At 64.4% G+C, this 17,902-nt stretch carries 17 protein-coding genes; 11 read left to right on the top strand and 6 right to left on the bottom strand.

The window, feature by feature from the left end:
* The first annotated feature begins 137 nt into the window (after positions 1 to 137).
* Positions 138 to 1,019, top strand: coding sequence for a shikimate dehydrogenase (locus tag GTW58_RS00855; RefSeq protein WP_119932155.1), 882 nt, complete (start codon positions 138 to 140; stop codon positions 1,017 to 1,019).
* Positions 1,020 to 1,123: 104 nt separating this feature from the next.
* Positions 1,124 to 2,230 carry a hypothetical protein gene (locus GTW58_RS00860; protein WP_119932156.1) on the top strand — a complete coding sequence of 369 codons (1,107 nt, stop codon included), beginning with the start codon at positions 1,124 to 1,126 and terminating at the stop codon, positions 2,228 to 2,230.
* 10 nt (positions 2,231 to 2,240) lie between these two features.
* On the opposite strand, the gene GTW58_RS00865 is transcribed toward GTW58_RS00860, so the two are convergent.
* Complete coding sequence (locus tag GTW58_RS00865) at positions 2,241 to 2,423, bottom strand: hypothetical protein (RefSeq protein ID WP_157980417.1); 183 nt, start codon at positions 2,421 to 2,423, stop codon at positions 2,241 to 2,243.
* A 249-nt stretch (positions 2,424 to 2,672) separates the two neighbouring features.
* On the opposite strand from GTW58_RS00865, the gene GTW58_RS00870 reads away from it, so the two are divergent.
* From GTW58_RS00870 to GTW58_RS00880, 3 genes are all read left to right on the top strand, one after another.
* Positions 2,673 to 3,212 (top strand): type 1 glutamine amidotransferase domain-containing protein, encoded by a 540-nt coding sequence (locus GTW58_RS00870; protein ID WP_119932157.1) that lies wholly within the window; start codon positions 2,673 to 2,675, stop codon positions 3,210 to 3,212.
* Between the two features lie 175 nt (positions 3,213 to 3,387).
* A complete protein-coding gene (locus GTW58_RS00875) occupies positions 3,388 to 4,215 on the top strand; it encodes a DsbA family protein (protein WP_119932158.1) in 828 nt (275 codons plus the stop codon).
* 183 nt (positions 4,216 to 4,398) lie between these two features.
* On the top strand, positions 4,399 to 4,719 hold the full coding sequence (locus GTW58_RS00880) for an acylphosphatase (protein ID WP_119932159.1): 321 nt from the start codon (positions 4,399 to 4,401) through the stop codon (positions 4,717 to 4,719).
* Between the two features lie 4 nt (positions 4,720 to 4,723).
* Here the strand turns inward: GTW58_RS00880 and GTW58_RS00885 are convergent, their stop codons facing one another.
* Positions 4,724 to 5,497, bottom strand: coding sequence for a spermidine synthase (locus tag GTW58_RS00885; RefSeq protein WP_119932160.1), 774 nt, complete (start codon positions 5,495 to 5,497; stop codon positions 4,724 to 4,726).
* 267 nt (positions 5,498 to 5,764) lie between these two features.
* On the opposite strand from GTW58_RS00885, the gene GTW58_RS00890 reads away from it, so the two are divergent.
* Both GTW58_RS00890 and GTW58_RS00895 read left to right on the top strand, forming a co-directional pair.
* Positions 5,765 to 6,595, top strand: coding sequence for a di- and tripeptidase (locus tag GTW58_RS00890; RefSeq protein ID WP_119932161.1), 831 nt, complete (start codon positions 5,765 to 5,767; stop codon positions 6,593 to 6,595).
* A gap of 390 nt (positions 6,596 to 6,985) precedes the next feature.
* Positions 6,986 to 7,879, top strand: a complete 894-nt coding sequence (locus GTW58_RS00895; protein WP_119932162.1) for an FAD:protein FMN transferase — start codon at positions 6,986 to 6,988, stop codon at positions 7,877 to 7,879.
* Positions 7,880 to 7,979: 100 nt separating this feature from the next.
* Here GTW58_RS00895 and purB read toward each other — a convergent pair whose 3' ends face one another.
* Positions 7,980 to 9,449 carry an adenylosuccinate lyase gene (gene purB / locus GTW58_RS00900; RefSeq protein WP_119932203.1) on the bottom strand — a complete coding sequence of 490 codons (1,470 nt, stop codon included), beginning with the start codon at positions 9,447 to 9,449 and terminating at the stop codon, positions 7,980 to 7,982.
* A 74-nt stretch (positions 9,450 to 9,523) separates the two neighbouring features.
* Here purB and hisC point away from each other — a divergent pair, with 74 nt between their 5' ends.
* The 4 genes from hisC to GTW58_RS00920 all read left to right on the top strand — a co-directional run bounded on the left by hisC (position 9,524) and on the right by GTW58_RS00920 (position 14,638).
* On the top strand, positions 9,524 to 10,639 hold the full coding sequence (hisC, locus tag GTW58_RS00905) for a histidinol-phosphate transaminase (RefSeq protein WP_119932163.1): 1,116 nt from the start codon (positions 9,524 to 9,526) through the stop codon (positions 10,637 to 10,639).
* Positions 10,640 to 10,743: 104 nt separating this feature from the next.
* Positions 10,744 to 12,003, top strand: coding sequence for a thiamine pyrophosphate-dependent enzyme (locus tag GTW58_RS00910; RefSeq protein ID WP_119932164.1), 1,260 nt, complete (start codon positions 10,744 to 10,746; stop codon positions 12,001 to 12,003).
* On the top strand, positions 12,000 to 13,004 hold the full coding sequence (locus GTW58_RS00915) for an alpha-ketoacid dehydrogenase subunit beta (protein WP_052209319.1): 1,005 nt from the start codon (positions 12,000 to 12,002) through the stop codon (positions 13,002 to 13,004). The genes GTW58_RS00910 and GTW58_RS00915 overlap by 4 nt, the downstream gene beginning before the upstream one ends.
* A gap of 68 nt (positions 13,005 to 13,072) precedes the next feature.
* The gene (locus GTW58_RS00920) at positions 13,073 to 14,638 is read left to right on the top strand and encodes a dihydrolipoamide acetyltransferase family protein (RefSeq protein ID WP_047688383.1); all 1,566 of its coding nucleotides are present in this window, start codon (positions 13,073 to 13,075) and stop codon (positions 14,636 to 14,638) included.
* A 95-nt stretch (positions 14,639 to 14,733) separates the two neighbouring features.
* Here the strand turns inward: GTW58_RS00920 and GTW58_RS00925 are convergent, their stop codons facing one another.
* The 3 genes from GTW58_RS00925 to GTW58_RS00935 form a co-directional block, all read right to left on the bottom strand.
* The gene (locus GTW58_RS00925) at positions 14,734 to 15,351 is read right to left on the bottom strand and encodes a DNA-3-methyladenine glycosylase I (RefSeq protein ID WP_156125288.1); all 618 of its coding nucleotides are present in this window, start codon (positions 15,349 to 15,351) and stop codon (positions 14,734 to 14,736) included.
* Positions 15,352 to 15,515: 164 nt separating this feature from the next.
* Positions 15,516 to 16,616, bottom strand: a complete 1,101-nt coding sequence (locus GTW58_RS00930; protein ID WP_157980418.1) for a hypothetical protein — start codon at positions 16,614 to 16,616, stop codon at positions 15,516 to 15,518.
* Entirely contained in the window at positions 16,616 to 17,899 is a 1,284-nt protein-coding gene (locus tag GTW58_RS00935) for a sensor histidine kinase (protein ID WP_168023440.1), read from the bottom strand. The genes GTW58_RS00930 and GTW58_RS00935 overlap by 1 nt, the downstream gene beginning before the upstream one ends.
* Positions 17,900 to 17,902 lie beyond the last annotated feature (3 nt).

Below are 17,902 nucleotides of genomic sequence, written 5' to 3' on the forward strand. Positions count from 1 at the left end.
CCTGACCCACGGTCCGACGATCGTGCGGCGGGACCGATGCGAACAGCCTGCAACAACTGGGGTGATGGCGTGACCGGCGTCATAACGTGTGGGTCTGCCTGCAGGAACTGTCTGACACGATGCGAGGTCCAGCTGCCATGAGCACAGTTCACGAGTCCTATCTGGTCGGTCTGATCGGTGATGGCATCACCCAGAGTCTGACCCCGCCCATGCACGAGGCAGAGGGTGCCGCCCAGGGGCTGCCGTACATCTACCGTCCAGTGGACCTCACCGTGATCGGGCGCCCCGGCGATGACGTCGGCGAGTTGCTGCGGGCCGGACGGGACCTGGGATTCAACGCGTTCAACATCACCCATCCGTGCAAACAAACCGTGTTGCAGCACTTGGATCAGGTCTCCGAACGTGCTCAGGCCTTGCAGGCGGTCAACACCGTGCTCATCCGGGATGGCAAGTTCATGGGACACAACACGGACCAGACCGGGTTCTCCGCAGCGCTGGCTGCTGAGCTCCCGGAGGTGCCCAAAGGTCGTGTGGTGCAGTTGGGCACAGGTGGGGCAGGATCTGCGGTTGCCTACGCCCTGTTGGATTCGGCGGTGGAACACCTCAGTTTGTTCGATCTGGACCAGGACCGCGCGCAGGAACGCGCCGCTGCCCTGAGCCGTTACTTCCCGGACGCAGTCATCGAGGCAGTGGGGCAGGAAGACCTGGCCTCCCACGTGGCCCAGGCCAACGGGGTGGTCAACTGCACCCCCATCGGGATGCACCATCATCCAGGTGCGCCCATCGATCTTTCTCTGGTCACCGCCCAGCACTGGGTGGCAGACGTGATCTACCTGCCCGTGGACACCCCCTTGATTCGCCACGCACGCTCCCTGGGGTGCCCGGTTCTGGACGGCGGTGCCATGGCCGTTGGGCAGGCGGTGGACGCCTTCCGCCTGATCACGGGACAGGAGGCTGACCGGCAGCGGATGCGCCACCACTTCCTGTCCCTGTTGGCAGCCCAACAAGGTGGACACTGATCTGTTCACGGGTTCCTGCCCACTATCCTGAGGGTTGCAGTGCACCTGAGGGTGTCTGCGTTCCACGCCCACGGGCATCTGCGCCCAGACGTCAGGATCCACGCATGAACTCGCACTCGGCCCGGCACGTGGCATCGGCAGGTCGGTGGTTGACCGCCGGCACCTTGGTGCTGCTTCCCCTGACGTTGAGCGGTTGCCAGGACAGCGCTGAGCACAATGCGTCAACGGAAGAAATTGCTGCTCCACCCAACCGCGAAACACCGGAACCTGTGGTGGCGCAGGGTGTGGAGCTTCCTGCCTGGGGTTACAGCGCGGGTTGCGACCAACCCCGCCCCAACGCTGACGACGACGGCCTGGTCAGACCGGACCCCATAGCCGGCGACGACGACGTCCCCGTGTACGTTCCGGGCGTGGAAGAGGTGCTGTGCAAGATCAACGGCGTCACCTCCGCCTCTGTGATGGGCACCTACACGGATTCGGAGGCCGGGCGGACGGGCTCTGCTGACATCGGTGTGGTGATGAGCGCTGAAAGCAGTGAAGAGAACATTCGTTCGGTGAGGCAGGCGGCGGTCACCGCTTCCGAACAACAGGGTCTGGCCGCTCAGGGCATCTCTCTGGGGGAGATCACCATCTACCTCTCCGATGGCAGCCACGTGACGGGACCGAGCCAGGGGCTGGTTTCCGATCAGTCCATCACCCTCACGGGGGCTGGCATCCAGGCGTTGGACCAACTCAGGGAAGCCGGTGTGGGCGAGCGGTGGGCGGTGGAGGTGGGCGATCATCTGAGGCTGACCACCTATCTTGAGGCGGACCCGTCGCAAGATGCCACTGTCCAGCAGGTTCAGTCCGCCTTGGAGAGCTCACAGTCCGTCCAGACACCTGCCATGACCCCCACGCGCGTGGATCAGGTGGTGGTCCAGCACAACAACCTGACGTTGACCTACACGGAGGATCAACAGCGCAGCTTGAGTGGAGTGTTGGTGGAGGATCTGCAAGAACTCAGCCAGGCCGATGGTGTGCAGACGGTCAGTGCCAAGATCGTGACCGACCCGCGGGAGGCGGAGGTGCTGCAGGTGGAGATCGAGCCCAGGACCCCCGGTTCGGAACCGAATGCGGATCAGATCCGCCAGGACCTGGAACGAGTGGCAGGTTTGCGGGGCCTGCGGGTGGAGGAAACCGTGGTGGGCCTGCCTCCCAAGAGGGCAGCCTGAGCGGGGCACCTCAGCGGGTGTGGTGGGACTCCCTGGCGCGCGCTCGCAGGGCTATGCCCAGGCCTGTCACGGCCACGGCGGTCATCAGGCCACCGATCAACAGCAGCAGTCCGTCACCGATCACGGCTCCCAGAACCACAACCAGGAGGCCGACGACCGTCAGGCCGATCTGCAGGGGAATCATTGGTGCCACGGATGGAACTCCTAGGGCTCGAGCAGTGGATCGCGGTTGCTGCCCGGTGAGGACCCGGGGCACACCAAGCAGAAAGTGTGATCCACCCACCTGGTGCGGCGCAAGGTGGTTCTTGGACGGCGGACACAGCTGCGGATCTGGTTCTGGGGTGAGAACATAAAGCAAGCTGGCCATTTCTGGTGGAGGGCGCCGACTGCGCACCCCATGTTCCAGAGGCCTGATGTCTACGACGACTAGGACGTGAATGCCATGACCTCCCTGAACGGTAAGAAGATCGCCTTCATCGCCACCAATGGTGTGGAGGAACCGGAGTTGACGGAACCGTGGGCCGCCGTTCGCCAATCCGGTGGAACGCCCGTGCTGCTCTCCACGGAAAAAGGTCAGATCACCGCCATGCAGGGTGACTGGGAACATTCCGGAAAATACGACGTCGACGAAGCCTTGGAGACCGTTGAGGCCGCCGATTTTGACGCCCTGGTGCTGCCCGGTGGCACGCTGAACGCGGACACCATGCGCCTGGATCAGGAAGCTCTACGGCTGGTCAAGGAGTTCGATGCCGCCCAGAAGCCCATTGCCGCCATCTGCCACGCTCCCTGGATCCTGATTGAAGCCGGCCTGGTCAACGGCCGGACCATGACCTCCTACACCTCGGTTGCCACGGACCTGCGCAATGCAGGTGCTGAATGGGTGGACCGTGAAGTTGTGGTGGACGGCAACCTGGTGACCTCCCGCAACCCCGGTGACTTGGAGGCCTTCAACCGTGAGCTGGTGCGGTTGACTGCCGACTGACCTGCGCGACGCTGCAGGGGTGGGCAATCGGGCCGCTGCGATTGCTGGCGCCGGGGCCAGGCCACGTTCGGCAACCACCCCGGCGTCGGTAAGCCCCACATGGTTGACTGCTGGTGAGGCCACTGCCACCTGGCGGGCCCCACCGTGATTGATCACGCACTCGAAAGGACGTCCCATGCCCAGCATCCCCGCACTGCGGATTCCAGGTCGCCATGCCAGAAGTGCTGCCGCACTGCTCGGTGCCTCTGTGTTGTTGCTGACAGCTTGCGGTGGAAACGGGACCGATGGTTCGGGGGATGCCGCTGCCACGCAGAGCGCTGCGGAGCAGACTGCCGGCACCACGGAGCAACCTGCGGCCTCTGATCCACAGGCAGGTGGCGACGGCGCCTCCCAAGGCCAGGATTACGTGGATGAGGCCATCAACTCCGGGTACGCGTTGAACACCGTGGATGACCTTCCGGTGGTCACCATGTACACGGACTACGAATGCCCCGCGTGCCAGTCAGCGCATCCGCTGGTGGAACAGGCTGCCGAATCCCTGGACGGCACCGTCACGGTCATGGTCAAGAACTACCCGCTACCCATCCATGACAACGCGGTCCCCACGGCGCGTGCAGTGGAAGCCGCGGCCATGCAGGATCAGGCTCACGAATATGCCTCACACCTGTATGAGAACGCTGAGGACTGGACGCCGCTCAGCGGCGGGGAGCTGGACGACTATTTTGTGACCACGGCCGAGGACTTGGGGCTGGATGTAGACCAGTTCACCGGGGACTACAGCTCCGGCGCAGTGGCGCAGATCGTGGATGCTCACTCCCAGCAGGCCGGTGAACTGGAGCTGCCGGGAACCCCGAGTTTTGTGGTGGCGGATCAGCAAGTGGACCTGGAGAATGTGCGCACGGCCGATGACTTGGCAGGCGCGTTCGAAGACGCCACGGACTCTGCGGGCTCGGATGCCGCCACTCCGGCAGGCGGAACGGCTGAACCCACGCCGGGCAACTGACCCGCGCACGTCACCCAGGATTGAGGTCCGAACATGTCAGAACACGCATCCCAGCCCGGAGGCGGGCCACTCGGGTGGTTGTCACGACTAACGGGACGTAAGCAGCGCCCGGCCCCGTTGCAGCATCCGGGGCAGAACTTCTTGGGTTTCAGGCCCGGGGCAAAGGCCAACAGGTCCCAGGACATGGCCAGTGCATCCCAGAACCATCAGGAGCAGACCTTGGACACCGAACAACCCATCCGCGTCACCGCAGTGGTGCAAGGCACCGTCCAGGGGGTGGGCTTCCGGTACTGGACCTGGAAACAAGCGGAGAAGCTCGGGCTCAGCGGATCGGCCGTGAATGAATCGGATGGCTCAGTCCGCGTGGTGGCGGAAGGCCCCAGGTGGGCAGTCCGTGACCTTCTGCGCAGCATTCAGGGATCAGATGCACCCGGAGCCGTGTTCACGGTTGATGCTCATTACGAAGATGCCCGTGGGGACCTGAACACCTTCACCACCGGGTGACGGTTCACCTCTGGTGCTCAGCGAGCCATTGGCTCAGGTCCCATCCGTCCAGCACGGCTGCCGGATGGGGGCCTGCCGCCATCAGGTGTTCCTTCCACCACCCCGGTAGTGGTTGGCTGGATGCCACCAAGATCAGGTTGCCTGCGTGGCGGCCGGAGGTCATGGTGGCCTCCGTCAAACACCACACGTCCTGGAACACCGGCTGCGAGCCCCTGTCCTCGGCCACACTCAGTGCGCGGGCTTGCTCGCGAAAGAATGCCAGTCCGGGATCATCGCCCACGTTGACCAACAAGATCCCGTGCGGTGTCATGACCTCGCGAATCTCCCGGTAGAAGGAGCGCTCCCGTAAGTGTTGCGGTGCGCCGTCGCCTGCAAAGACGTCCAGGACCACCACATCCACCGGTGTTGCGCCAACCTCCCGCAGACGGGGAAGGGACTCACGGGCGTCCCCGGTCAGCACCTGGATCTGCGCTTCCGGCGGCAACGGGAGATGCGTGGTCACAAAATCTGGGAGTTCCCGGGCCAGCTCCACCACGATCTGCCGTGAGCCTGGCCTGGTGGCGGTCATGTACCTGGGTAGCGTCATGGCACCGCCGCCCAGATGAACGGCTTGCACCGGGACCCCCGGGTCCTTGACCACATCCACCACGTTGGCCACACGCTGCAGGTATTCGTAGAAGACCCGGTGCGAGTCCTCCAGATCCACGTGGGACTGTTCGGTCCCGCCGATGCTCAGGATCCAACCGCGAGTGGTGGAGTCGTACTCCACGGTGGCCACAGCATCCAGGTCCTTGAGAAACCGTTGAGGGATCGAGGAATCAGGTGATGAAGGCAGGAGAACTCCTCAAGCTCAGCTGTGGTCGGGTATGAATTGATGCTAGGACAGAGGGGAGCATTCTGTTCACCAGACAGTCCGCTGGAGGCGAACCCGGCAGTGTGCTGATGACTGGTGAAATAGCGTGGAGTTCAATGACGAGCACCGTGACCGGGCTAAGGTCATAGACGTGGTGGCTGAGCCGGTCACCTCAAGTGGAGGAGTCCTCACGTGGTTTTCAACCCCATCAAGAATGCATTCGACGATTCAGGCAAGCCCACGCAGGCGACCGCCAACTTCCTGGAGACAACCCTGCGCGTCCAGCGACCCGTGGTGCTGCACTGGGTCAAGCGCCAGCGGCGTCAGCATCCCAATGACACCCCCGCCCAGATCGCCAAGCGTCTGGAGAAGCAGTACGTCCGTGCCGTGACGGCAGGCGGTGGTGCCACTGGCGGTGTTGCCATGGTTCCGGGAATCGGCACCGTGGCCTCACTGGGTGTGTCAGCAGCCTCCGTGGGTGCCTACCTGGAGATGACAGCTCTCTACGCCCAGTCCATTGCAGAGCTGCACGGTGTCTCCACGGAGGATCCGGACAAGACTCGCGCCATGGTCATGGCCCTGATGCTGGGTGAAGACGGTGAGGCGCTCATGGGCCAGGTTTTGGCCAAGGGTGGCAAGGCAGGCATGGCCAACAGCAACTGGGGCCTGATGCTGGGTTCCGGTTCCGCCCAGGGCACCACCGTGACCCGAACGCTGCACAACATGTTCATCAAGCGTTTCCTCAAGCGTCAGTCCGGGGCGTTCATCGGACGTGCGCTCCCATTCGGTCTGGGTGCCATTGTTGGCGGAGGTGCCAACTACGCACTGGCCCGCACTGTGGTCAAGTCCACCCATGAGGCCTTCGGTGAGTTGGGTTCATCCTTCCCGCCGGTGTTGGCAGAGATTGACCGCGCTCCTAAGTTCGAGGATGACAAGGGCGGCAAGAAAGGCCGTGGTCGCCGGTCCAAGAAGGATGAATCTGCCGGTGAGTTGACGGGGGACAAGGCGGCCGGGGACAGCTGAGTCCAACTGGGAATTGCCTGTGTGATGCAAACGGGTGGGGTCCTTTGACCCCACCCGCTTTGTCATCCATGGGTACTTGGTGACGTGGTGCCGCCGCACCATGGGTACTCACATGCAGTCACGTACAGGTGGATTCATACGTATAGGTATCAGTGTGACTTATTGTTGCAGGTCAGCACGTAGGATGGCGCGCATACCTACAAGTTGGTTACATCACACGCGCTTGTGTCAGGCTGGGGTTCCCAGGAAGTTCCAAGTTCGGTATCTTCTGGGCTGACAAAATGTCTAGACGTTGAGCTTCAGGGGATCGATCGGGAGGTGCCTCTGATTCGGCTCACCGCCCGCAGTTCACGATCCGCTCATCCTCACCCCCCTCCAGAGGACCCCACCATGACCATCCCCGCGGTTCGCCGCACCAGCCGGTTGCTCAACGCCACCCGCGCAGTGCATGCCACGGAATCCCTGACTCGTCTGATTGCCTGCAGCGTGGCGGACGACGTCCTGGAACAACTCTCCACGGCGGTCGACCGGGACCGCGTGGATTCCGAGATCGCGCTGCTCAACGCTTTTGCCGCTCACGACGACGTCACCATGGACGTCTCCCCGGTGCTGTGCGCCATCCTTCTTCATGCCCAGGAAGCCTCGCGCCTCAGCGGTGGCCTGGTGGATCACGTCGTCGGAATGTCTGCCACGGGGTCAGCCGGCACCGCGGCTCGGACGGGCAGGGATGCGCCCTATGAGTTCGACGCCGACACCTCCACCCTGTACCTGCGCCAGGGCACCGTTCTTGACCTCTGGAACCTCGGCTGTGCGTGGGCGGCCGAGGAGATCGTGGCGCAGGTGATCATGCAGGACCCGGCGGCAAGCCTCGCCGTGGTGGTGGGCCCGGCGGTGGTCAGTGTGGGGGCTGCGTGGGAAATCAGTGACGCATTGGGGCAGGGGTTTGCGGCTCTGGAGTCTCCATTGCGCTGTGGGTTGAGGTCCTTTGCTGTGCTGCACACCCATGGCGTGGTGCCGACCGGTGAGAGCACCGGTCAGATGGAACCTGCAGAAGACCAGGCTGCGCAGAACACGGCACCCACTGCCTGGTGGGACCGTGTGGCCGTGGGCGCAGAGGATGCCGTCCAGGCCATCACGTTTGTTCTGATGGCGCAGCGCTTGGGGGATGTGGCCCAGGACCACTTGGCCCGAGCAGGAGCTGAAGCAGAGTTCGTGGGACCGCGCACCGGAACACCGTGGCGGCGGCGGGTACGTACGCCAGGATGGGTGCCCCGCGCTTCCTGACGCACCGGGTCGGTTGTCACCGGTGCAAAGAGTCACGGCGGGCCCGCGTTTCACTGGATGTGAAACGTGGGCCCGTCGTCGTCGTGCAGGGTGTGGGGCCTCAGTCCAGGTGGGAGACCAGGGAGGCAGCCCCACCTGTGTAGGTGGCCGGGCTCAGCTGACTCAGTCGCTGGTGAGCTGCGGGGCTCAGGCCCAGATCCGCCACGAACTCCTGCATGCGTGTGCTGTCCACACGGTGACCGCGCGTGAGTTCCTTGAGGCGCTCATAGGGGTCATCCATGCCGGGGGTGCCGGCAATGGCCTCGGCCCGCATCACGGTCTGGATGGCTTCGCCCAGGACCTCCCAGTTGGCTTCCAGATCGGCGGCCATGACGTCATCGGCAACATCCAAGCGCTCCAGGCCCTTGGCCACGTTGGAGATGGCCAGCAGGCTGTGGCCGAAAGCGGTGCCGATGTTGCGCTGGGAGGAGGAATCCGTGAGGTCACGCTGCCAGCGGGAAGTCACCAGGGTGGCACCCAGGGTGTCCAGCAGCGAACACGAGATCTCCAGATTGGCCTCTGCGTTCTCGAACCGGATGGGGTTGACCTTGTGCGGCATGGTGGAGGAGCCGGTGGCACCGGCCACGGGCACCTGGCGGAAGAATCCGATGGAGATGTATGACCAGACATCCGTGCACAAGTTGTGCAGGATCCGGTTGAACCGGGCCACGTCCGCGTAGAGCTCTGCCTGCCAGTCATGGGACTCGATCTGCGTGGTCAGCGGGTTCCAGGTCAGCCCCAGCGACTCCACGAACTGACGTGAAATCTGCTGCCAGTCGGCATCCGGGGCAGCAACGCTGTGGGCTGCGTAGGTGCCGGTGGCGCCATTGATCTTGCCCAGGAACTGTGTGGTCTGAACGCGCTGGATCTGGCGGTTCAGACGGTGGGCGAACACCGCCAGTTCCTTGCCCAGCGTGGTGGGGGTGGCCGGCTGGCCGTGGGTCCGGGAGAGCATGGGCACCTCCGAGGACTCCCGGGCCATACCGGAGATCTGCTCCACCAGGGCGCGGGCTGCCGGCACCCAGACATCCAGGACGGCATCCCGGATGCCGACTGCGTAGGCCAGGTTGTTGATGTCTTCTGAGGTGCACGCAAAGTGAACCAGGGGCTTGAGGTCATCCAGTCCCAGGTCGGCCAGCCGACGCCCGATGAAGTACTCCACCGCCTTGACGTCGTGGACCGTCACGGCCTCGATCTGTGCCAGTTCGGCAATCGCTGCGGAGTCGAAGTCCAGGACGATCTGGCGCAAACCGGAGGCCTGCTCCGGGCTCAAGGTGGGCAGCCCGGGCAGTACGGAGTTTTCGCAGAGGTGGATGAACCACTCGACCTCCACGTGCACCCGGTTGCGATTCAACGCAGCCTCGGACAGATGATCCACCAGAGCCGCCACGGCGGGCCGGTAACGCCCGTCCAGGGCGCCCAAGGCCACGGCGGGTTCAGCCTGGGCCAGGGAAACCCGTCCCGAGTCCAACAGGGTGGGTTCCAGGTAGAGGGAGTCGGATGCTGCAGGTGCTGAAGGGGTCTGAGCCATGCGGAACATTCTTCCACCATCTTCCGATCCGCTCTTTGAAGTGACCCCGATGGCGCGGGCGTTACAGTGAGGCCATGAGCCCCATTCGACCCCGCGCTGCACTGAGTGCGCTGCCCTCCTATGCCGCAGGCAAACCCCCGGTTCCCGTTGAGGGCCTGGTGGCCTACAAGCTCTCCTCCAACGAGAACCCGTGGGGGCCAGTGCCCGCTGCCCAGGAGGCCATTGCCCACGCTGCAGCTGGTGTGCACCGGTACCCAGATCCGGCCACGGTCCGGTTGCGGGAACAGATCGCACAAACTCTGGGGGTGCCTGCCGAGGACGTGGTCACGGCAGCCGGCAGCCTGGGGGCACTGTCCCAGATCATCGCTGCTTTTGCCGGGACCGGTGCCGACGGGGTGGCCGATGAGGTCCTCTACTCCTGGCGGTCCTTTGAGGCCTACCCGATCCTGGTCACCACGGCGGGTGCGGCCAACGTCCAGGTGCCCAACCGCCCGGACGGTTCCCATGACCTGGAGGCCATGCTGGCCGCCGTCACCGAACGCACCCGGGTGATCCTGTTGTGTTCACCCAACAACCCCACCGGCCCCTCCCTGAGCCAGGCGGCAGTGGATGATTTCCTGGCCAAGGTGCCCGACGACGTCGTGGTGGTGGTGGACGAGGCCTACCGGGAGTTCCAGTCCGACCCTGATGTGGTGGAAGGAGTGCGCACCTACCAGGCCCATCCCAATGTGGTGGCGCTGCGGACGTTCTCCAAGGCCCACGGGCTGGCCGGACTGCGGGTGGGATTCAGCCTGTCTCAACAGCCCATCACCCAACAACTGCGCAAGGTCACCGTGCCCTTTGCCGTGACTGAACTGGCCCAGGCGGCCGCGGTGGCCACCTTGGCCAACCCGGATCAGGTGGCACAACGGGTCAACCGGATCACCGCCGAACGGGACCGTGTCCAAGCAGAGCTTGCACAGATGGGCTGCTGGGTCCCGGGCACTCAGGCAAACTTTGTCTGGCTGGATCTGGGGGAGGATTCCGAGCGGTTTGTGGCCGCCTGTACGGAGCAGGCGTTGGCGGTGCGGGGATTCGCCGGAGAAGGTGTGCGCGTGACCATCGGAGAGCCAGAGGCAAACGACCGTTTCCTGCGAGTGTGTCGGAACTTCTCACCCCTGCCTTCCGCACCCGGGCACCCCGTCCCGTAAGCTCCTGACTCATACCAACGTGCCACGTCGCGGGTCCTTCCGAGACCCGGCCGGGTGGTGCGGCAGCCGATCCTCACACCACTGTCACACCAGGGGGCGTCCACATGACACCAACGCCGAACACCTCCCCGCAGCTGCTGGATCCGCACGACGCCCGTGCCACCGCCGGCACGGGAGCGCACCCGGCAACGGTGGAATCCGCACTGGACGTGGTCCGTCTGCTGGATGAAAACGGCCAGCGGTGTGAGAACTCACGCTTTGGACCGTGGGTTGAGGACGTGGATGTTCAGACCGTGCAGAGCCTGTACCGCTCCATGTTCCGGGCCCGGCGGCTGGATGAGATGTGCACTGCACTGCAACGACAGGGGCAGATAGTGCTGTGGCCCCCACTGCGCGGCCAGGAAGCCGCACAGGTGGGCTCAGCACGTGCCGTGGGAGAGCACGACTACGTGTTCCCGTCTTACCGTGAGCACGCGGTGATCCTGGAACGCGGCGTACCGGCCGATCAGATGATGACTCAGTTCCGTGGCCATGCAGCCTCCAGCTGGAAGCCGTCAGAGACCAAAACACACATCTACTCCCTGGTGCTGGGCTCCCAAGTGCCCCACGCCGTGGGGTATGCCATGGGCATCACCCAGGACGCCACGTTGGCGCAACTGGCCGGTGAATCACAGCCTCCGGAAGCTGCTGTCCTGGTCTACTACGGCGACGGCGCATCCACCGAAGGTGAAGTGCACGAATCCATGGTGTTTGCAGCCTCCTATGACGCCCCCGTGGTGTTCTTTGTGCAGAACAACCAGTGGGCCATCTCCGTGCCCTTCTCCACCCAGTCCCGCGTACCGCTGGCCACACGTGCGGCGGGCTACGGTTTTGAAGGTGTCCGGGTGGACGGCAACGATCCGCTGGCGGTCCTGGCCGTGACCCGATGGGCCGTGGCAGAAGCCCGCGAAGGACGCGGCCCCGTGATGATCGAGGCCGAAACCTTCCGGCTCGGAGCACACACCACCGCCGATGACCCCACCAAGTACCGCCGTACGGATGAAGAACAGCGGTGGGCCACACGGGACCCCCTGCTGCGCACCAAAGCTCTGTTGAACCACGAGTACGGGGTGGATCAGGACTACTTCACCGATCTGGAGGCCGAGACCGACGCCTGGATCAAGGAAACCCGTGCCGGGATCCTGGACGGTGGACCACAAGACCTGGAGCAGCGCTTTGACGTGGTCTACGCAGCCCAGCACCCCCTGGTGGAGGAAGAGCGCCAGTGGTATCGCGACTACCAGGACTCCTTCCTGACAGATGGCGCCGACCAGTCCCTGGCGGGCAGTGATGATCACTCAGTTACGGAAGCAGGGCGGGCATGAACCAGCTCGACGACTCGGAGTCCACGTTGCGCACCACCATGGCCAAGGCCCTGAACCTGGGCATGCGCCGAGCCCTGACGGATGACCCCAAGGTGCTTCTGATGGGTGAGGACATCGGATCCCTGGGCGGGGTGTACCGCATCACGGAAGGTCTCAAGGGAGATTTTGGGGCCCACCGGGTACGGGACACACCCCTGGGTGAGGCCGGGATTGTTGGCACGGCGGTGGGCATGGCCATGCGCGGCTACCGGCCCGTGTGCGAAATCCAGTTCGACGGTTTCACCTTCCCTGCCTTCAACCAGATCACCACCCAGCTGGCCAAGATGCACGCCCGCTCCGACGGCGACGTCCCCGTTCCCGTTACCATCCGCATCCCCAGCGGCGGGGTGATCGGCTCCGTGGAACACCATTCGGAGTCCCCGGAAGCCCTCTTTGCCCACACCGCCGGTTTGCGGATCGTGATGCCCTCCACCCCGCAGGACGCCTACTGGATGATCCAGCAGTGCATCAGCAGCCCGGACCCGGTGATCTTCCTGGAACCCAAGCGGCGGTACTGGCTCAAGGGCGAGGTGGACCTGCTGCGTCCCACCACGGAGGATCCTTTCACCGCCCAGGTTGTCCGCGAAGGTGACCAACTCACGCTGGTGACCTGGGGTCCCTTGGTGCCCGTGGCCATGGCCGTGGCAGAAGCTGCGGCACAGGACGGAAAATCCGTGGAAGTGGTGGATCTGCGCTCGCTGTCCCCGATCGACTTTGACACCCTGGAGGCCTCCGTGAACCGCACGGGTCGCATGGTGGTTGCCCATGAGGCCCCCGTGTTCGGTGGGCTGGGCGCAGAGATTGCGGCCCGCATCACGGATCGTTGTTTCTACAGCCTGGAAGCGCCCGTACAGCGGGTTGGTGGATACCACCTTCCGTACCCGCCGGCGGGCATGGAAGAGAATTACGTCCCCGATCTGGACCGCATCCTGGATGCGGTGGAACGAGCATTTGCGTACTGATCTGAGGACTGGTTCAAGGACCTGTGCACCCCGGGACGGTGCGCGGAACGAACCGAAGGGAGACTGCAATGTCTGAGGTTTTCGCCCTCCCCGACGTCGGCGAGGGACTGACCGAGGCTGAAATCGTCAGCTGGAAGGTCACGGCCGGTCAAGACGTGGCCGTGGACCAGGTGCTGGTGGAGATTGAAACCGCCAAATCCCTGGTGGAACTGCCCTCCCCCTGGGAAGGCACCGTGCTGGATCTCCTGGTGGACGAGGGCCGGACGGTGGAGGTCGGCACCCCGTTGATCGTGATCGGGGACAGCTCGGAAGCCCCCGGCAACGTCCCTGATCCCGGGTACACGGGCGGGGCTGATCAGGCCTCCCGGGCCTCAGCCCGCTCGGGGGACAACCAGGACGGCAAGGCCGGTTCCCACCAACAAGCCGTAGAAGGTGCGGACAGCCCGGGAACCCAGGCACTGGTCGGCTCCGGCCCCAAGGCGGATCCCGTGCTGCGGCGTCGTCGTAAGCCCAGGCAAGCCACGGAGGTGCAGCCACCCACGCCCGCCCCTGAGCCCGCTGCCCCGGCAGCCCCGTCCGCGGGACGGCCCAGTTTAGGGGAAGGAATCGCTGACCTGATCTCCCGCACCCGTCTGGGGCAGTCCGGCTCCGAGCGCGGCCCCTGGTGGAACACCAAGCGTCAGGACGCAGCCTCCGGTGCCAAGGCGACGACGACGGAGGCCCCAGCCGCGGATGCCGCAGACGTTCCGCGGCGCCCTGCCCTGGCCAAGCCTCCCGTGCGCAAGGTGGCCAAGGAAATGGGTATCGATCTGGCTGACGTGGCAGGCACCGGTGACTCCGGCCAGGTCACCAAGCGTGACCTGCTCGCCTACGCAGCTCACCTGCGGGAAATCCCGGACGGACCTGACTCCTTCTGGGTTTCCGGCAACGCCCCCGGTGCAGGGGATCGGACACAACGGATCCCCGTCAAGGGTGTACGCAAGCTGACCGCGCAGAACATGGTCAAGAGTGCGTTCTCCGCTCCGCACGTCTCGATTTTTGTGGACGTGGACGCCTCCCGGACCATGGAGTTCGTCAAGCGGCTCAAGGAGGCTGACTACTTTGACGGCGTCAAGGTCACACCGCTGCTGATCCTGGCCAAAGCCATCATTTGGGCCACCGCCCGTAACCCCCAGGTCAATGCCACCTGGACGGATTCGGAAATCATCATCAAGCGCTACATGAACTTGGGCATTGCAGCCGCCACCCCGCGTGGCCTGATGGTCCCCAACATCAAGGACGCCCAGGACATGTCCCTGCGCGAACTCGCGGTGGCGCTGGATGACCTGACCAAAACTGCACGCGCCGGCAAAACGCAGCCGGGGGACATGCAGAACGGCACCATCTCCATCACCAACATCGGTTCCCTGGGCATCGACATCGGCACGCCGATCATCAACCCCGGTGAAGTTGCGATTGTGGCCTTTGGCACCATCAAGCAGAAGCCATGGGTGGTGGACGGAGAAATCATCCCGCGGTGGATCACCACCCTGGGAGGCTCCTTTGACCACCGTGTGGTGGATGGTGACCTTTCCGCGCGGTTCATGGCGGATGTGGCCAAGATCTTGGAGGAACCTGCGCTGCTGCTGGACTGAACAGCGGCGTTTCCTTCATCGCCCCTGCCAGAGGTGTTTCCGGGGAGGGCTGCCTACGCCCCACCAGGTTTCTGTCCGGGTGGCCGCCACGGAGGTCACTCGTGGTGGCACCCGGGAACATGCGCGGGCAGAACACCGGTGCGTGCCAGGAAGTGCTGTCCAATTCCGGGTCCCACATGGGCCACACCCAGCCCCCGCAAACGGACGGCCAACGATCGGGCCATTGCGTCCCGGTCCTGGGTGAGGTGCTCGCCGGCGCCGGGGGTGCACAGTTCCTCCCAGTCCTCCGTGTCCCAGGCCTGGGTCACGCGTGCCACCCCAATCACAGCCACCAGCTTGGCGCGATTACGGATCATACGTGGGTCCAGCAGGAGCTCGTCCACGTCGTCGTCGTCCAGCAGCGCGGCATCGTGAGGGGAGAATTCGCGGAAGGCCTCCCGCAGTGCGCCGTGTCTGCCCAGAGCTGTACCGGGGGCCAGCCCGGCCTGGAAAACCTCCAGGGCCAGGGCCTCGAACCACCCGGATGATCTAACGGGTGTGCGGCCCCACCGGGTGTCGTGGTCCTCCAGGATCACGGAGGAACTCAGTGCCCACGGGCAACGGGGCAGCCCGTCCGCACACAGAGCTGGTTGATCCAACACGGCTGCGGGGCCCAGCAGCGCTTGGGTGTGACGGGCGGGTGCGTGGCTGGTGAACGATTGTGTGGTGTCCATGACCGCACGGTACGGATCATCGCGAGCTGCATGCCGGGTGATGCCGCGGTGAACCCCATCATCCGTGGACGGTTCACTGAACCCGCGTGCCACCCATCGGTTGTGGAGGACTTAAGCGCTGGACTCCGGGTGGTCACATGAGCCGGAGTGCTCCAGAGGACCCGTCAAAAGACGGAGATCTCCCCGGTGTGCTGGGCGATCTCAATGGCCACGGCATCGGAGTCGTCATCGCCTGGATCATGAACGATGAACACGGCTGTTGGGTCATCCGGCGGGAAGGCGCGGATGGTCACGGCACCGGCCGTGGCGGCATCCAGCACCAGAATCGCCTGATCGGTGACCACCTCCATGATGGCCGGGGGCAGCAAGGCTCCACGTTCATCCAGAATGTCCACCTTGACCCCGCGGTCACGGGCATTGCGGGTGACCTCCAGCAAACGGGGATTGGCGATGGAGCGCCCACGGATCGAATCCCGCAGTTGTGCCTCCGTGAGGCGGAACTGGGAGATGTCGTAATCGGTCACCGGGGAGCTGTCGTGCGCAATCCGCTCCAACAACCCACCCGTCATACGGCGAACCTCCTGAACTCGGCGGATGGAGGCGTTCACGGCATCCTGGTTCTCCTCATCCGTTGTGCGGGCGGTCACGCCCAGGGACCATGCTTCACGGCGTCGTGTGAACAGACGTTCCATCTCCGCCACCAAAATCTGTGCTGCCACCAGCAGACCCACCAAGGAGGCCAACATCAAGGCACCGAACAACGGGCCCACCTCTGAACGCGCACCGTAGGTCACAGCCAGGGCGATGGAGATGCACAGGGTGGCCCAGGCCCATCCGGGGCGTCGTCGAACCACCAGGCAGGCCAGGTAGGCGTGGATGCCCAGTGAGTACCACGGTGCGCTCCAGGCATCGGCCGTCAACTGCAGTGCCTCAAAGGACACGGCCACGCACAGGACCATCAGCAGGGAGGAGGTGACCGTCTGCAGATCCCCCAAATGGCGCGAACCCCACGGGACGATCGCCAACAGCACGCTGATGCAGTAGAAGACCACAGCAGCCAGCTGAGCACTGGTGTTCTGAGCCTGACCCACCAGCGCCAGCCCCACGGCCACCGGAGGAAAGAACAACAGGGTCCCGGCGGCATACATCCACGGATGTTCAAAGGCGGCGTCGAATCCGCCGACTGATCTGCGGCGCCTCCAACCGCTCAGCAGCCGACGCCGCAGTTTGGAGCCTGCTGAGTGCTTACTGCGCGAGTTTGGCATCACGGGGCCAGGTGATCATCACGTGCGTTCCACAGTGCAGGGGGGGAATTGATCTCCACGTCCCCGCCCACGTTGCGTACGTTGCCGACAATGGAGACGCGCACACCCAACCTGCGCTCGTCCATGCTGCGCATCAAGAAACCGCGGCCGTGGTCCTGGATGTCGAACCCCAGATAAAAGCCTTGCGGGTTGATGGGCGTTGGGGGGCAGGAGCCGCCGCTGACTGTCACGTACGTGACGTCCGCCCCGGAATGGCGAGCGCTGTTGGCCACGGCCTCAGTCACGGCCTGGACCAGTGCCTGAGCGATTTCCGTGGACAGGAAGGCCCGTGGTTGGCCCACCGGGCGGATGTTGGGGGTCAGGGAGGTGAAGCGGACGCGGGAGCGCCACGGAGTCAGCGCCTCCAACAGCTCGTCCTCCAGTACATGGACCAAGGTGGTGGCGGTGCCGGAGGCCCGCTTCTCCTCAAAGGCCAACACGCCCAAGGCGCGTTGGGCCAGTTCTTTGGTCCGTTTGGACACGACGCCGGGGGCGCGTGAGGCATCCAGAAGGGCTGCCATCACGTTGTCGTGGATCAACCGGTCCAGTCGTTCCTGGTCCTCGGCCTGGCTGTGTGAGCGCTTGGAGGCTGTGGCCTGGGCCAGAGCATCATTGTAGGCCTCATCGGCGTTGTCCCCCACCTTGCGAATGGTGGAGATCAGCATGATGGCCACCACCATGAACATCAGCCGGGTCAGACTGGCCTCCCAGGGCAGGCCCTGCTCCACGGAAGAGTCCAGCACCACGCTGAACGTAGCGTACAGGGCTGTGCAGACACCGGCGTAGACCAGTGCCGTGACCACGCCCCAGACGTAGACCACGGCAAGGGAAGCCACCATGAAGAACGACGGGATCCAGGGGTTCTGCGTGGCCACCGTGTGGGGTGTCATCAAGGGCATGCAGGCCACGGCGGCAAACCCCAGGACCGTGAGCACCACCAGAGGCCAGATCACCACTTTGCGTTGGATTCCCACAAACAGGATCACCACGGTGTTGACCAGGTGCAGGAACAGGAAGCCGAAACTCCAGGAGTAGAAACTCTGCCCCAACTGCTCCAACCGCGGCAGGCTTTCGATGATCAGACTGAAGGAGAAAACTGCCAGACAGATCTGACACAACCAGTACAACCGGTAGGCGTAGGGCCCAAGTGCGGTGGGGGAGGTGATGGAAGGTAGCCCAGAGCGGCGCAGGCGGGAGGGCACGCGCTTGTAGTTGAGCTGGGGGCTGATGGCGGAGTGGCTCACGAG

Source organism: Kocuria subflava (assembly GCF_012163155.1).
Taxonomy (GTDB): domain Bacteria; phylum Actinomycetota; class Actinomycetes; order Actinomycetales; family Micrococcaceae; genus Kocuria; species Kocuria subflava.

Coding starts and splice junctions, on each gene's coding strand:
- GTW58_RS00855 (WP_119932155.1), top strand. CDS start 138: ATGAGCACAGTTCACGAGTCCTATCTGGTCGGTCTGATCGGTGATGGC.
- GTW58_RS00860 (WP_119932156.1), top strand. CDS start 1,124: ATGAACTCGCACTCGGCCCGGCACGTGGCATCGGCAGGTCGGTGGTTG.
- GTW58_RS00870 (WP_119932157.1), top strand. CDS start 2,673: ATGACCTCCCTGAACGGTAAGAAGATCGCCTTCATCGCCACCAATGGT.
- GTW58_RS00875 (WP_119932158.1), top strand. CDS start 3,388: ATGCCCAGCATCCCCGCACTGCGGATTCCAGGTCGCCATGCCAGAAGT.
- GTW58_RS00880 (WP_119932159.1), top strand. CDS start 4,399: ATGGCCAGTGCATCCCAGAACCATCAGGAGCAGACCTTGGACACCGAA.
- GTW58_RS00895 (WP_119932162.1), top strand. CDS start 6,986: ATGACCATCCCCGCGGTTCGCCGCACCAGCCGGTTGCTCAACGCCACC.
- purB (WP_119932203.1), bottom strand. CDS start 9,449: ATGGCTCAGACCCCTTCAGCACCTGCAGCATCCGACTCCCTCTACCTG.
- hisC (WP_119932163.1), top strand. CDS start 9,524: ATGAGCCCCATTCGACCCCGCGCTGCACTGAGTGCGCTGCCCTCCTAT.
- GTW58_RS00910 (WP_119932164.1), top strand. CDS start 10,744: ATGACACCAACGCCGAACACCTCCCCGCAGCTGCTGGATCCGCACGAC.
- GTW58_RS00915 (WP_052209319.1), top strand. CDS start 12,000: ATGAACCAGCTCGACGACTCGGAGTCCACGTTGCGCACCACCATGGCC.
- GTW58_RS00920 (WP_047688383.1), top strand. CDS start 13,073: ATGTCTGAGGTTTTCGCCCTCCCCGACGTCGGCGAGGGACTGACCGAG.
- GTW58_RS00925 (WP_156125288.1), bottom strand. CDS start 15,351: ATGGACACCACACAATCGTTCACCAGCCACGCACCCGCCCGTCACACC.
- GTW58_RS00930 (WP_157980418.1), bottom strand. CDS start 16,616: ATGCCAAACTCGCGCAGTAAGCACTCAGCAGGCTCCAAACTGCGGCGT.